General features: G+C 53.1%; 9 protein-coding genes and 2 pseudogenes. 9 read left to right on the top strand and 2 right to left on the bottom strand.

Features of this window, described 5'->3' with window-relative positions; translation table 11 throughout:
• The first annotated feature begins 260 nt into the window (after nucleotides 1–260).
• Nucleotides 261–2,867 (top strand): winged helix-turn-helix domain-containing protein, encoded by a 2,607-nt coding sequence (locus ACFPQ4_RS01170; RefSeq protein ID WP_378109883.1) that lies wholly within the window; start codon nucleotides 261–263, stop codon nucleotides 2,865–2,867.
• A gap of 106 nt (nucleotides 2,868–2,973) precedes the next feature.
• On the opposite strand, the pseudogene ACFPQ4_RS01165 reads toward ACFPQ4_RS01170, so the two are convergent.
• A pseudogene (locus ACFPQ4_RS01165) lies at nucleotides 2,974–3,147 on the bottom strand (stalk domain-containing protein); the annotation flags it as partial.
• A gap of 97 nt (nucleotides 3,148–3,244) precedes the next feature.
• Here ACFPQ4_RS01165 and ACFPQ4_RS01160 point away from each other — a divergent pair.
• Nucleotides 3,245–4,186: a LysR family transcriptional regulator gene (locus ACFPQ4_RS01160; RefSeq protein ID WP_378109882.1), complete on the top strand. Its 942-nt coding sequence runs from the start codon at nucleotides 3,245–3,247 to the stop codon at nucleotides 4,184–4,186.
• A gap of 18 nt (nucleotides 4,187–4,204) precedes the next feature.
• Here ACFPQ4_RS01160 and metE read toward each other — a convergent pair whose 3' ends face one another.
• On the bottom strand, nucleotides 4,205–6,475 hold the full coding sequence (metE, locus tag ACFPQ4_RS01155; RefSeq protein ID WP_378109881.1) for a 5-methyltetrahydropteroyltriglutamate--homocysteine S-methyltransferase: 2,271 nt from the start codon (nucleotides 6,473–6,475) through the stop codon (nucleotides 4,205–4,207).
• A 253-nt stretch (nucleotides 6,476–6,728) separates the two neighbouring features.
• On the opposite strand from metE, the gene ACFPQ4_RS01150 reads away from it, so the two are divergent.
• The 7 genes and pseudogenes from ACFPQ4_RS01150 to ACFPQ4_RS01120 all read left to right on the top strand — a co-directional run bounded on the left by ACFPQ4_RS01150 (nucleotide 6,729) and on the right by ACFPQ4_RS01120 (nucleotide 14,315).
• Entirely contained in the window at nucleotides 6,729–7,517 is a 789-nt protein-coding gene (locus ACFPQ4_RS01150) for a hypothetical protein (protein WP_378109880.1), read from the top strand.
• A gap of 25 nt (nucleotides 7,518–7,542) precedes the next feature.
• A complete protein-coding gene (locus ACFPQ4_RS01145) occupies nucleotides 7,543–7,899 on the top strand; it encodes a hypothetical protein (RefSeq protein ID WP_378109879.1) in 357 nt (118 codons plus the stop codon).
• A gap of 149 nt (nucleotides 7,900–8,048) precedes the next feature.
• Nucleotides 8,049–8,908 (top strand): annotated as a pseudogene (locus tag ACFPQ4_RS01140) (NAD-dependent epimerase/dehydratase family protein).
• Between the two features lie 97 nt (nucleotides 8,909–9,005).
• Nucleotides 9,006–9,920 (top strand): DMT family transporter, encoded by a 915-nt coding sequence (locus tag ACFPQ4_RS01135; RefSeq protein WP_378109878.1) that lies wholly within the window; start codon nucleotides 9,006–9,008, stop codon nucleotides 9,918–9,920.
• Nucleotides 9,917–11,470 (top strand): SAM-dependent methyltransferase, encoded by a 1,554-nt coding sequence (locus tag ACFPQ4_RS01130; RefSeq protein WP_378109877.1) that lies wholly within the window; start codon nucleotides 9,917–9,919, stop codon nucleotides 11,468–11,470. Before ACFPQ4_RS01135 ends, ACFPQ4_RS01130 begins: the two co-directional genes overlap by 4 nt.
• Before the next feature lie 307 nt (nucleotides 11,471–11,777).
• Nucleotides 11,778–13,454 (top strand): SGNH/GDSL hydrolase family protein, encoded by a 1,677-nt coding sequence (locus ACFPQ4_RS01125; RefSeq protein WP_378109876.1) that lies wholly within the window; start codon nucleotides 11,778–11,780, stop codon nucleotides 13,452–13,454.
• 93 nt (nucleotides 13,455–13,547) lie between these two features.
• The gene (locus tag ACFPQ4_RS01120) at nucleotides 13,548–14,315 is read left to right on the top strand and encodes a YheC/YheD family protein (RefSeq protein ID WP_378109875.1); all 768 of its coding nucleotides are present in this window, start codon (nucleotides 13,548–13,550) and stop codon (nucleotides 14,313–14,315) included.
• Nucleotides 14,316–14,531: the final 216 nt, after the last annotated feature.

Genomic DNA, 14,531 nt, shown 5'->3' with positions numbered 1-14,531 from the left:
ATATGACCGGAGGCTCGTTCGAAGCCGCGTAAACACGCGATAATACAGGAAAACACGACACAATCATAAGACAAGCCATCAGGGTGGCTATTTTCCGTTTATTCCGAATCCAGATCATGCGCACAGCCTCCACTTTTAAACCATCTCTATTAAACACCCCCCATTCTAGCACGGGAAAAAAAGGTCGACGATTAACGAAAGTTAACTTTTATCGTCGATGTTCCGAATTATAAAGAGAAGACAAACCGTCCGGAGGAATTATGAGCACATTAATCGATCATACGCTGCTAAGAACGAAAATTAACGCACCCGCCGTCAAAGACGGACTGGTTAATCGGACTCGCTTGCTAAGGAAAATAGCGACGGGCTTGAAAGGTCGCTTAACCGCCGTCTGCGCGCCGGCCGGATACGGAAAGACGACGTTGCTGGGCCAATCGGTGCGAGAGAGCACCCATGCGACCGCTTGGGTTTCGCTCGACGAGCTGGACAACGATCCGGTGAAGTTCTGGCGTTATACCGCGACCGCGCTGGCGGAGGCGCTTCCCGCGGAAGCGTTACGGCGCAGCCTGCCGCTCGCGAAGGCGCTGCCGAACGTATCGATTCATGCTTTTCTCGATACGCTGAGCAACGAGCTGTATGCCTCGGAGGCGCCGATCGTGCTTGTGCTGGACGATTATCACGCCATAACCGACGATCGCATTCATCAGAGTCTCGCGTATTTCATCGATTACTTGCCGCCCCATGCTCATGTCGCGATCACGAGCCGTACCGAGCTTCCTTTTCCGACGAGCAAATGGATGGCGCGGGAAGAGCTGACGGAGGTGTCCGCCAGCGAGCTTCAGTTCACGTTGGACGAGCTGGAAGTTTACTCTGCCGGCGCGTTGGACCATTCGTTATCCCGTCGTCATCAGATCAAGCTGCTGGAGCGGACGGAAGGCTGGGTGACGGGGCTTCAGATGGCGTTCATCTCCATGCGCCTGAAGCCGAATCCCGAACGGTTCATCGACGAGTTCAAAGGGTATAACGAGCGCGTGTCCGAGTTTTTGTTCGAAGAGGTATTCGAGAAGCTACCCGTCGACGTCCAGCAATTTCTGCTGAAAGTTTCCGTCGCGGACAGGCTGGATGCGGAGATCGGCGACGCCGTGGCCGAGCGTACGGACAGTCATCTCATGCTTGCCAAGCTGAAAGCGCAAAATCTGTTCGTGGTTCCGCTGGACGAGCAAGGCGAGTGGGTTCGGTTTCATCACCTGTTCTCTCAATTTCTTCGTTCGTGGCTAAGGCGCACGGATCCGGAAGCTTGGCTTGAAGCCCATCGGCGGGCAGGGCAAAGCTTCGCTTCCCGAGGACTGCTAGGAGAAGCGATCGATCATGCGATAACGGCGCAAGACTTCGCGCTTGCGGAACGGCTACTGGAGCGGCATATCGCCACGGCGTTCGGGCAGGGGGAGTTTGCCACGTTGATGCGCTGGTTCGGCTCGCTTCCGGGGTCTACGGCGCGTCCGCCGGAGATGACGTTGCTATTTGCCTTTATTTTGGCGATAACCGGGCAGTTGGAATGGATGGAAGCAGAGCTAGGGCGGGTTCAAAGTCAGCTTGAGGCTGTAAGCGATGAAGAATCTCGTCGGCAAATCAACAGCGGCTTGCTGTTCGTGAAGCTGAACGGCCTCTTCTTCAGCGGTCGGTTCGATCGGTGGCATGCGGTCGCGGAAGGCCTTAACGACGATTTGCGCGAGATGATGACGGAGAACAAAATCTTCTACAACTTCAACTTTAATAGCACTGAACCGTTCGTCAGACGAACGGCGATGGGACTGAAGGGCATGCTTAGCCCGGAGATGAACGCGCTTGGTCTGCGGTTCTTGCAGGTGCTGAATAAGCATGGCTGGAACGATTCGTTCATTGGCTTATACGTCCGCCAATCGATGTGCGAAGGCTTGTACGAGAAAAATCGGATGGACGACGGGAAAGCGATGCTGCGGGAAGTCGAGAAGAGCGTCAATACGCTCCGAATTCCGGGATTGTTCGTGCCTATGCGAATTATGCAGGCTCGCTACCATATCGCCGAGGGCAAGTATTACTTAGCGCACGACACGGTAGATGAAGCGCTTGAAATCGCCGAGGCGTTCGCCGAGCCTTATTGGGACTCGTATTTGCGGGCTTGCAAGGCGCATGTTTACTTGGCGGAAGACCGGGTCGCGGAGGCGAAAAAAGAGCTTGCCGCGCTACGGCTCTCCGACAAGGACAAGCCGACGTTCAGCCGGGAATTCGAATATTTAACTTTCGTTCGGCTGCTCATGAGACAGCGGAAGCTCTCTCAGGCGCTCCGCCTGCTGGAATTGCTTAAGCCGCAAGCGGAGCGGGAAGCGCTCCTCTCGAGCATGGCCGAAATCACGATTCTTCAGGCGCTCGCCGAGCAACAAGCTAAGCGGCGCGCGAACGCGTTCCGCTATCTTCGCGAAGCGCTCGCGATCGGGGAAGAGAACGATTACGCGCGCAGTTTTGTGGACGAAGGCCAAGCGATGGCAGAGCTGCTGGAGTCCTATCTGAACGATAAAATCAGAAACGGTGGATTTGAAGAGGGCGAGAGCGCCTCGGAGGCGTATGTTCGAAAGCTGATCGGCTTGTTCCCGGATCAAGAGCGTGCCGGAGCCGCCTCTAAATCGTCCGCTTCCGTCGAACCGTTAACCGAGAGCGAGGCCGCGATGCTGCAGCTGATCCGCGACGGGGCTTCCAATCGGGAAATCGCGAAAGAGCTGGCTTTGTCCGAAGGTACGGTGAAAGTATATTTGTCTCGCCTATACGGCAAATTGGGAGTATCCTCCCGCACGCAGGCTTTGAACAAAGCCCGAAACTTAACCGAAATTTAACCGAGCTTGATGTTGGGCAATATGTCTCGGGCGAAGCAGATGATCGGCCAATCGGGTATATAAACAAACAAGGGAAATATGTCTGGAAGCCAAGCATGTAGCCGGTTTACTCCTGGACGATCCCCGTTATCGTTACAGAGCCGTCCGCCGAATCGGCTTGGACGTCCAACTTCAAGATGTGGTCGAAGAACTCGTCCGGCACGTAGAGCTTACCTTTTATCAGCTTCGATGCCGCGAAGAGCTCGATAGGCGCCATTTTGTTCAGAATATAGCTGTTCTTGTCAACCGTTACGGAAGTCGGAGGCTTCTAAAGTTCAAGACCATGAATGGCCGAAATCCGATATACTTAGAGCAACACCTTATAAGGACGGATCGTTATGACGCTCCAGCAATTAAAATATATCCTCACGATCGTAAGATGCGGCTCCATCAGCGAGGCGGCCAAGCAGCTGTTTATTTCTCAGCCTAGCCTGTCCAGCGCGGTCAAGGAAATGGAACAGGAAATCGGCGTGGACATCTTCCTGCGTTCGTCCAAAGGCATTGCGCTGTCTAACGAAGGTGCAGAATTTCTGTCCTATGCGAGGCAAGTCGTAGAGCAGGCGGAGCTGCTCGAGCAAAAATATATGAACAAGCAGCCGTCGAGGAAGCTATGCTCCATCTCGACGCAACATTATGCGTTTGCCGTTCAAGCGTTCGTCAGCCTATTGAAGGACTTGAACGCGAACGAGTACGAGTGCACGCTCCGGGAGACTAGAACGTACGAGATTATCGAAGACGTACGGAATATGCGCAGCGAGCTTGGTATTCTGTATCTCAACGCATTCAACCGGAAGGTGATACAGAAGCTTCTGAACGAGAACGACCTCCGATTCCGCCCGCTGTTCGTGGCCGAGCCGCACGTCTTCATTAGCACCGCGCATCCGCTAGCCGCCAAGCCGATCATCGAAATCGAGGATTTAGACGAGTTCCCTTGTCTGGCTTTCGAGCAAGGTGAGTACAATTCGTTCTACTTCTCGGAGGAAATACTAAGCACGAGAACGCACAAGAAGAAAATTTTGGTCAGCGACCGGGCGACGTTATTCAATCTCCTCATCGGGCTCAACGGGTATACGATCAGCTCGGGCGTGCTCAATCAGGACTTGAACGGCGAGCAGATCAAATCCGTACGCTTGCGGACGGACGACCATATGGAGATCGGATACATTACGAGCAAAAAGGTGAATTTAAGCCCGCTTGCGGCGACGTATGTCGGCAAGTTGAAGAGCATTATCGCGGATTTCGGCTATCCGATTATAAGCGAAGAGGATGAACTCGGCTGAGTTCATCCTCTTTTTTCGTTACAACGTTGCTCGTACTTCCCGCGCCGCCTGAACCAAATGCCTCAAGCTAGCCCAAGTTTCCGTAACTCCGCGCGTCTTCAGTCCGCAGTCCGGATTGACCCAAAGCTTGGCGACATCGATCTTGTCCAGCATGCGATGCAGCCCTTGCTTGAGCTCATCCACGCTTGGAATCCGCGGTGAGTGAATGTCGTACACGCCCGGTCCGACCTCCGTCTGGAAGCCGCACTCGTTGATCGCATCGATAATCGCAAGATCCGATCGCGAAGCCTCGAACGTGATGACGTCGGCGTCCATCGCATCGATATCGCGAATAATATCGCTGAACTGGCTATAGCACATGTGGGTATGAATTTGCGTCTGCGCCTGGACGCCGCTATGCACCAATCGGAACGCGGGGATCGCCCAGCTCAAGTACTCGCTCTGCCAATCGGACTGCCGGAGCGGGAGCTTTTCCCGTAAGGCTGCCTCATCGATCTGAATGATCTCTATGCGATTCGCTTCCAAATCCAACACTTCGTCCCTAATCGCCAAGGCGATCTGAAGGGCGCTATCCTTCAATTGAATGTCTTCGCGGGGGAAGGACCAGTTGAGGATCGTAACCGGGCCGGTCAGCATCCCTTTCATCGGTTTGTTGGTCAAGCTTCTCGCATAGGCCGAGTATTCCACGGTCATCGGCTTGGAACGGCTAATATCTCCCCATACGATCGGCGGCTTCACGCATCTCGTGCCATAGGATTGTACCCAAGCATTTTCCGTAAAAATAAAGCCCTCCAAGCATTCGCCGAAGTATTCGACCATGTCGTTGCGCTCGTACTCCCCATGCACCAAGACGTCGAGGCCGATCTCTTCTTGAAGCGCGATGCATTCCGCTATTTTGTCGCGGTTGAACTGCTTGTACTGCTCCTCGGAGATGGCGCCTTTCTTGAAGGAGAAGCGATTCGCCCGAACTTCGGCCGTCTGAGGGAACGATCCGATTGTTGTCGTAGGCAGCGGAGGCAATCGGAATTTGGACTTCTGGATCGCTAACCGTTCGGAGAACTCGGGCAGTTTAGTAAAGTCGGCTTCCGACAAAGCCGCGGTTCTCGCCTGCACGGCCTCGTTATTAATAAGCCGCGAACCGTTGAAGAGCTCTTCGTTCTGTTGATAGTACGAGGAAGAATAGGGGTCCGGTTGCTCCAAAATCGCCTTGAGCGCGGCGAACTCCTGAAGCTTCTCCTCCGCGAACGCAAAGTGGCGTTTCGTCTCCTCCGGCAGCTTAGCTTCATGCTTCAACGTGTAAGGCACATGCAGGAGCGAGCAGGAGGAGCTTATGACGACTTGCCGTGCAAGCTCGCGTAACTCCTGAATGAGCACAAGGGTGCTTTTAAACCGGTTTCTCCAGATGTTCTTCCCGTTCACTACGCCGGCGAACAACACTTTATCGTCCGCGAACCCGTATTGTCGTACGAGCGCCAGCGACTTCTTGCCTTCGATGAAATCAATGCCGATCCCGTCGAACGGCAGCGCTTGAAGCTCTTGATAGCAATCTCTGACGTCTCCGAAGTACGTCTGAACGAGAACTTTAACGTTCCCCTTGGCGGACAGGATGCCAGAGTACAGCTTAGCGAATAGCGCGAGATCCTCCGGGGATAAATCCGTGACCAGCTGGGGCTCATCCAGCTGAATCCATTCCGCGCCAAGCTCGTTCAGCTTCGCCAGTACGGCTGCATATGCCTCAGTGGCTTCTTGAACGAAATCATCGGCTTGCTTGGCACCGGTATATTTGGCAAGCTTAAGCAGCGTAAAGGCTCCGATCAATACGGGCTTCGTCGCGATCTGGTGCTGCTTGGCTTCCAACAACTCATCGAACAGCTTCGTTCCCGTTAGACGGATGCGCGTGGAATCATCGATTTCAGGAACCATGTAGTGATAGTTCGTGTTGTACCATTTTTTCATCGCCAACGCTTTAACGTCGCCTTGCGGACCTTGATAACCTCTAGCCATCGCGAAGGTCGTCGCCAACGGAGGAAGATTCAGCGCCCGATAGCGCTCCGGCACGATGTTGAGCAAACAAGCCGTATCCAGTACTCCGTCATAGAAGGAAAAATCGTTGGATGGAATATAATCGATGCCGTTCTGCTGCTGGATCTTCCAATGCGCGAGCCGCAGGTCGGCGCCCGTACGATGAAGCTCGTCGATTGAAATTTCACCTTTGAAAAACTTCTCGGACGCGAATTTAAGCTCTCTTAGCGCACCGACCCTTGGATAGCCGATAATAGACGTTTTCAAGTCGAACAACCCCTTGCTCTGAATGTTGATCTCATTATAGAGCGGGGGGCTTGCTATCGAAAAAGACATAAATACTATGCCGTGGTATAGTTTTTAGCTATGGTGGTTCATGTCCCGGTCGATTCATTCACTACAATTAGCATTGATTAACACGAAATCACTTCTGGTATATTTGATGACGGATATGAGTATAATCAACTTGTAATCACACGAGTGATTAGCTTGTGAATATTAGTTGATGGTGGTGTATAAAATGTCATGGAGTACGGATGACTCGAGAAACCTGGAACGTATTGCTGATGCTCTCGAAAGAATATCGGCGTTTCAAGAAAGGCAAGCCATTGTTCCGCCGAATTTCGAGGAACTGTTAAAAGAGGTATCAACGGACAACTTGGAAGCCGACTTTTTCTCGCGAGTGACTCGGGTATATGCTGAAGAAGGGCAGTTGGTTCAACAACGAGGCGGCGGTAAAAAATCATCAAAGAGGGTTGCAAGCGAGTTCTCGGAAATATATCCGGCGTTCTTTGCGGAGCATGTACCCGGTGTAACGGTTAAAGCCGTAAAAAGCGGGCTTCTCATCGTTAGGCGCGAAGATAAACCGGTGTGTGGTTTGAAAATTTACACAGACCTCGGTTACGGCAGTCGCGGGGAACAATGGTATGAAAACATGAATTACTTTGTACAGTTAGCGTCGGAATACGATGTTTCTAGCGATCGAATGTTTTTCTTGGTCGTTTCCTTCCGGAATGGATTGGACAATGAACATGTTCAAAAAGTTCTTGGGGTTAAGATTTCTAATAAAGATCTTCTTGAGGCTGACAATCACAATTACCTTGAACAATATGCAAAAGGCTGGGTAGAGGGAGCAAAAAACAATCCGTTACCAAACCCCCAACAACAATGTTTCTTTCTAGCGACTAAACTGCATCCTAACGTTATTGAGGAGGTTCTAGCTGAAGATTTGTCGGGGTACGAATGGTTTCGACCTTCCGTTACAGAGCTAATCAATACAATTAAGTCAACTGCTCTAGCATCCAAATAAACTTGATATACTAGGGAGGTAGTATATGTCTAGACCGAAACTTTTTTCCGTGGCTAAGAGTGGCCTCAACGCTAATGTATTCATCGACCAAGCAAAAGCCTTTTATGACAGGACCGCAAAGAAGGGTGAAAGGGTTATCCTTCTGGAGGGATCGATACTAAAAGCACCAGATAACACTAAATGGATATATCGAGACTTGGAGATATTAGCGATACATGGATATTTGGAACGTATTGGTACGCAGTACCGAGTGAAGAGACCTATAGCGGGGAGCACTAGCGGGACAGCGGCAGCTGTCTTGGGTGCAGGATTTAAGCCTGCTGGATTTCATCGTTGGAAATTCAATAATGGCCGAAGTATTTACGAGTCTGGCGAAAAGTAAGAAGTAATTCAAAGAACACAAGACTACTAATCGGTGTCTTGTGGTTTTTTGATTTCAAGAAAAGATCATATATTGTTTACCCGATAAACAAAGTTTGATAATCTAGATATATTCTACACTAATACATTAAGCCCAAGGGGAAGATTATAATGTCTAATAAAGCAAAGAAAGTCGTCGTTACCGGCGGTAGCGGCATGTTAGGGCGATGGGTCGTCAAACATTTCGTCGAGCAGGGCTATGAGGTACTTAACGTCGATACGCGTCAACCGGAGGAGCCGCTGTGCCGACGTTGATTGTGAATTTAGAAGATTTGGGTCAAACTTACAGCGCGCTTGCCGGCGCATATGCGGTCGTCCATCTGGCGGCGATCCCGAGAGCGGGGATGGTACCGCCCGAAACGACGTTCCGCAATAACGTCATGTCCACTTATAACGTACTGGAAGCGGCGTCTGGACTTGACATCAAGAAAGCGGTCGTCGCCTCCAGCGAATCCTCGTACGGCATCTGCTTCGCCGTGCATCCGTTCGGGCCGCAATACGTGCCGATGGACGAAGCGCACCCGCAATTGCCGCAGGACAGCTACGGCTTGTCCAAAGTCGTGGGCGAGCTGACGGCGGATATGTTCTACCGCAGGTCGGGCATTCAGGTCGTGTCGCTGCGCCTGGGTAACGTCATTCCGCCGGAGTGGTACGAGCGGTTCCCTTCGTGGATCAACAACCCGGAGGAGCGTGATCGGATTCTATGGAGCTATATCGATACCCGCGACGCGGCGGAAGCCTGTCGTCTGGCGATCGAAGCGGAAGGACTCGGTTCCGTTGCGCTGAATCTCGGATCGGACGAGACGAGCATGGCCGTTCCGAGCCGCGAGCTGATGGCCGCGCGTTATCCCGAAGTAACGGATTTCCGCGCGCCGCTTGAGGGACATGAAGCGCTGCTCAATAGCGAGAAGGCGATGAAGCTGCTCGGCTGGCAGCCAAAATACAAGTGGCGCGAGCAGCTCGGCAAGTAAGCGATTCATGAGGTTGTCCCCGTCTCGTAGTTGTTCGAGCGGAGCGGGACAATCTCTTTTTTGTGCGTAAATTCATTCGCGAAGAAGGTGCACGGTCTTGAGTTACGTTCTGCTCCTGTTGGCTACGCTGGCATGGAGCTTCGTCGGAGTTCTGGTCAAGACGGCGTCGACGATGGTGGACAGCTCCATCATCTCGTTTGCCCGGTTTTTTTTCGGCGTGATCTTCCTCGGTATCTTCCTGTTCATTCGGGATCGTAAAATTCAGCTTCGCATAGGCATGAAGTGGATCTGGATCGGGGCAATCGGCAAAGCAGCCAACTATGCGTTTGAAAATATCGCTTTAAAGATAGGCTATTCCTATGGCAACATTCTCGTACAACCCGTCCAGACCGTCGTGCTGATGATCGCGGCCGGCTTTCTATTCAAGGAACGCATATCGACGCGCGGTTGGTTCGCGGCGGCGTTATGCGTGGCCGGCGTCATTGTCGTCGGCTGGAACGGCACGCCGTTGGACGAGCTGGCGCAAGGCAGCGGTTTAACGACGCTGTTGTTCACTTTGGCGGGGATCGGGGCGGCCGTGCACGTATTAAGCCAGCGAATGCTTCTGAAGACGATGGATAACGGCAACATGAACTTCTCCGTCTTCTTAATGAGCACGGTAATTGTCGCCCTTCCGATTCCGGTCCAATCGCACGGTTTCGTTGGACCTGTAACCGCCTGGGCATGGGGAGCGTTAGTGCTGCTTGGCGTCATTACGGGCCTCAGCTTCTTCTGGTTCGCGGAAGCCATCAAGAAAGTACCGTTCGCGATCGTCGCGATCGTCGGCAACTGTACCGTCTTGTTCGCGATCTTGTGGGCGTATTTGTTTTTCCGCGATCCGATCACGGTTTACATTATTTGCGGTACACTAATATTCGTGGCCGGATTCGTGTTGCTTAACTTTCCGATGCCGCGCCGCAACGCAAAAACAGCGTGTCTAATGACGCCCAGAAGGCAGGATAGTCTTACATGACCGAACCTAAACAACAGAGATTTCGCTTTAGCGAAGCGCCGATATGGCAAATTCAGCGGAAGTATTATGAAGAAGAGGGATTGAAGGCGTGGAAGAACGACCAGGTCCCTCAGTATATTACGAGTAATCCGATGATCGCCTCTGCCTACGCGGAGATGATCTTCGGGCTGCTTCAAGACCGGGCGAACAAGGGGCATCTCTCCGAGCCGGTCACGATCGTGGAGCTTGGAGCCGGAGCGGGACGATTGGCGTATCATGTGCTGCATGAGCTGCGTCAGCTCATAGATTATGCGGGAATACCGCTGCCCTCGTTCCGCTATGTGGTGACGGACTTGGCGATGAACAACGTGCTGGCTTGGAAGGAGCATCCCGCGCTGCAGTCTTATATAGCCGATGGATGGGTCGATTTTGCGCGATTCGATGCCGTCTCGGATACGGAACTGAACCTTGTCGTATCGGGCGAGACGATTAGCGAAGGGGATTTGCAGCAACCGCTAATCATAGTAGCGAATTACTTCTTCGATGGCATTCCGCAGGAATTGATTTACGTAGGAGACGGGCAAATTTACGAGGCGGACGTGTTCGTCGAGTATCCGGACGATAACGAATCGCTTAAGCCGTCGGAGTGGTTGGATCGGATAGCGCTGCATTACGAGCATAGACGAGCGCCCGAGTACGAACAGGATACGTATCCATACCGGGATACCATCGCGCTATATCAGGAGAAGCTAGAAGACTCGCATATTCTGTTTCCCGTTGCCGGGCTAACTTGTCTAGAGCGGTTAAATCGGTTGTCTCATGCCGGGTTCCTCTTAATAACCGCGGACAAAGGGGATCATCAGCTCGACATCATGCAATTCGCGGGTCCGCCGGAGTTGATTTTGCACGGCAGTTTTTCGATAACGACTAATTACCATGCCATTCAGCACGTGTTTGAGCAAAAGGGAGCCGAGGCGCTATTCCCCCCGCAGCATTATAAAAATATTAACGTCGGCTGCATCCTCCATTTGGACAATCCTAAGACCTATGCCAATACAAGGCTAGCTTATCGGCGGTGCATCGAACGTTTCGGTCCGGACGAGTTTTTCAGCCTGAAGGAGTGGGTGGATCGCCATATAGACGGCATGGGGATGCAGCAGATTTTAAGCTTTTGGCGGCTGGGCGGCTATGACGCGGAGTTTTTCATCCAGTGCGCGAAGCGGATCTCCGGTCTGATGGAAGAGGCGAACGACGAAGAAAGGCAAGATATCGTGCGCGGCATAGAGCTGATGTGGTCGTCGTACTACGTCATGGCGGTGCAACGGTACGATCTCGCGCTCGACGCGGGATTGATCCTGTTCGAGATGGGCATGTACGAAGATTCCAAGCGGTACTTGGAATTCTCGGTCGAACAAGAACAAGACGAGGTCGTGTCCACCGTCTATTATTGTCTTGCGATCTGTTATTTCGAGTTGGAGCTGATCGAAGAGGCGCTGCATTACTTGCGCAAACTGCTCGAAGTCGAGCCGGAGCATGAAGAGGCGCTGGCGTTGTTGAGTCAATTCGAGTAACGTAAATTCATTACAAGTTCTCGATCGGATTGATCGGGCTGTCCGGGATGTGGAGCCAATATCCGCAACGCAACCGCTGACAAGAGAAGCCTAAAAATAACGATGCTGGCCACGCTTGGCGTACGGACGTGACCTTGCATCGTTATTTTTGCTACTTGGACATTTCTGATGCCCAAATACAATTGACATAATGAATAAAATCATCACGGTATAAGATCAGATTCTACTATTAGCGGCTTCTTCGGTCTATGTGATAATGAAAGTGATGATGTTACTCGATCACATAGCGAAGGAGCCGATGTTCGTTTTGAAACCTCTTTTCCAGCCGGATGCTACACTACCGAAGGAGCAAAGAATCGTTTTTCTGGGCGACAGCTTAACCGATAATGGCACGTATATCGCTTACTTGGACGCTTATTTCCGCTTGCATGCGCCGGACAGCAACATTACGCTCATCAACTTAGGGGTAAGCAGCGAGACGACTTCGGGGCTGAGCGAGCCGAGTCACCCGTTCCCTCGTCCGGTCGTATTCGACCGATTGGGTCGCGCGCTGGAGAAGAGTCGCCCGGATTGGGTTCTCGTCTGCTACGGACTGAACGACGGCATCTATTATCCGTTCAGCGAGAAACGCTTCGCGGCGTATCGCGATGGTATGCTGCGGCTGCTGCGAACGATTCGCGCGTACGGCGCAAAAGCGATCGCGTTGACGCCGCCGCCATTCGATGCTCTCTCGGTTCAGGAACCGGAACGGTTACAGCCGGAAGGCGAGTCGGAGTATAGCTATGATAGGGCATATGCGCAATACGAGACCGTGATGCAGCGGTATGCCGATTGGATTCTATCGTTGGATGACAGCGAAGCGGACGGAGTCGTCAACATTCATGGTCCGATGCTTGCGCAGGTCGCGGCGGCGCGTCGCGTCGACCCGGGTTATCGATCGGGCGATGGCGTTCATCCGAACGCTCGAGGGCACTGGGAGATGGCGAAGGAGATCCTTCGCGCTCTGTTCAACGTGACGCTGGAGCGAACGCCGGATGATGTGACGGACGATGAGCCGCAATCGAAGGTTTACGCCCTTGTTCAGCAACGTCATCAACTGATGAGCGCGGCATGGAAAGAGCATGTCGGCCACACGAACCCATCGAAGGCCGAGCATGCCAAGCCGCTGCCCGAAGCGCTTGCGGCGAGCGAAGAGCTAGAAGATCGGATTCGCCAGGCAGTGTCGGAGCATCCGGAAGAAAGGCGTCGGCTTCGCGAATCGGAATGGCGGGGCTGCAAGAGACTCGACTTCATGTTAGGCGGGAGAGAAGGTTTGCTCGTTCTGCCGAAGACGCCGGCAGCAGGGAATCCGTGGATCTGGCGCGCGGAGTTCTTCGATGCGTTCGCCTCTGCGGATGAAGCGTTGCTTCGGCAAGGCTGGAGCATCGCCTATTATCGGCTGAGCGATATGTACGGCAGTCCGGGAGCCGTCGAACGGATGCGCGATTTCCAACGCGATATGACGGAGACGTGCGGGCTGGCAGACAAGACGGTGCTGTTCGGGTTCAGCCGTGGCGGCTTGTATTCGTTCAACTATGCGGCTACGTATCCCGAGCAAGTCGCGTTGCTCTATCTCGACGCGCCCGCGGTCGATCTGCGAAGATGGCCGGGAGATAAGAGCAGGGATTCATTTTCCGCGCAGGCGTGGTTGGAGTGCTTGACGCAGTACGGGCTTACGGAAGATACGTTCGCGGATGCGCGCGTCTCGCCGATCGACCGGGTGGAGCCTGTGGCTGCCGCGAAGATTCCGATTCTGATCGTGACGGGGGATCAGGATGAGGCAGTACCCATGGAACAGAACGCGTTGGTGTTGGCGGAACGCTATCGTCAGCTAGGCGGGGAAGTCGAACTGATCATCAAGCCGGGCGGAAAGCACCATCCGCATAGTCTGTCCGATCCGGAACCGATCGTGAAGTTTATCGTGGACCGGGTTCGTTTCGTTTAAATTAGCAGTTTCTAGCGCGACAAGGGTATCCGCCGTTACGTTTCGCCTTGGGGTGAAGTAATCTATCCCGAGTGATGCGAAGGAGCGGATGAGATGCGTACAAAAGGCAGCCGCAGCATATCGGTCAAAAGCAAATGGACGAAGACGAAATGGCTACTGGCGGACCGCGCGCTAAGGCAGTTCGTTCCCGAGACGAAGCTGTTTACCCTTTCGTCGTTGAACGATATGACCGGTCGGTATAAGATGGTGTACTTCAAGCCGACAGGCGGGTCGGGCGGCAACGGAATCGCGCGCATCGTGCGGACATCATCCCGGAAGTTCCGCGTCAAGAAAGACGCGAGAACGTTTGAAACATCCTCCACGGGTTCCCTGTACGGGCGATTGAAGCGAATCGCCCGCGGCAGGAGTTACTTGCTCCAGAAAGGCATCCACTTGCAAACGTCGGGCGGCAGACCGTTCGACTTCAGGATGACGATGCAAAAGCCGGAGAAGGGTAAGTGGGTGCCTTCCGTCATGTTCGTCAAGCTAGGCAAGCCGAACACGGTCGTCACGAACTATCATCAAGGCGGCAAGCTAGCGCTTGTCGGGGAGACGCTGCGCCGCTCGGGTTATTCCTCGGGTCAGATCGAGCGGTACAAAATGCGGCTGAGAACGTTAGGCCTGCAGACGGCGCGCTGCTTCGAACGTCGGAGCCCGCGGTTCAGAGAACTGGGTCTGGATGTGGCGCTCGATCGCACGGGGCGGCTGTGGATTCTGGAAGTGAACACGCGGCCGAATTTCTACGCGCTGAAGTCGCTTCGCGACAAAAGCCTGTTCCGGACGATGGTCCGGTACGGCAAGAAGTACGGAAGAACGAGATAAAACGTATGGAAGAACGAAATGCGTCCCCCTGGCGATATGGCGGATCAACCGGTTCAGACTGATCAATCTGCGAATTAAGTTGCGAAACAGGTGTTTGCGCCAAGCTTAGTACCTTCAGCGTCCTCATCCGATTGTTCTTATACGACGGCGAAGAGGCTGTCCCAAAAGTCATTGACTTAGGGACTGCCCTGTTTTATTCATTATCGATTTAGGTTT

The organism is Cohnella yongneupensis (assembly GCF_042655785.1).
Classification (GTDB): domain Bacteria; phylum Bacillota; class Bacilli; order Paenibacillales; family Paenibacillaceae; genus Cohnella; species Cohnella yongneupensis.
The sequence above is the reverse complement of the archived record's forward strand: the minus strand, read 5'-3'. Positions and strand labels throughout refer to the sequence as shown.

Excerpts from the sequence above, each read along its gene's own strand:
- ACFPQ4_RS01170 (WP_378109883.1), top strand. The coding sequence starts at position 261 with ATGAGCACATTAATCGATCATACGCTGCTAAGAACGAAAATTAACGCA.
- ACFPQ4_RS01160 (WP_378109882.1), top strand. The coding sequence starts at position 3,245 with ATGACGCTCCAGCAATTAAAATATATCCTCACGATCGTAAGATGCGGC.
- ACFPQ4_RS01150 (WP_378109880.1), top strand. The coding sequence starts at position 6,729 with ATGTCATGGAGTACGGATGACTCGAGAAACCTGGAACGTATTGCTGAT.
- ACFPQ4_RS01145 (WP_378109879.1), top strand. The coding sequence starts at position 7,543 with ATGTCTAGACCGAAACTTTTTTCCGTGGCTAAGAGTGGCCTCAACGCT.
- ACFPQ4_RS01130 (WP_378109877.1), top strand. The coding sequence starts at position 9,917 with ATGACCGAACCTAAACAACAGAGATTTCGCTTTAGCGAAGCGCCGATA.
- ACFPQ4_RS01120 (WP_378109875.1), top strand. The coding sequence starts at position 13,548 with ATGCGTACAAAAGGCAGCCGCAGCATATCGGTCAAAAGCAAATGGACG.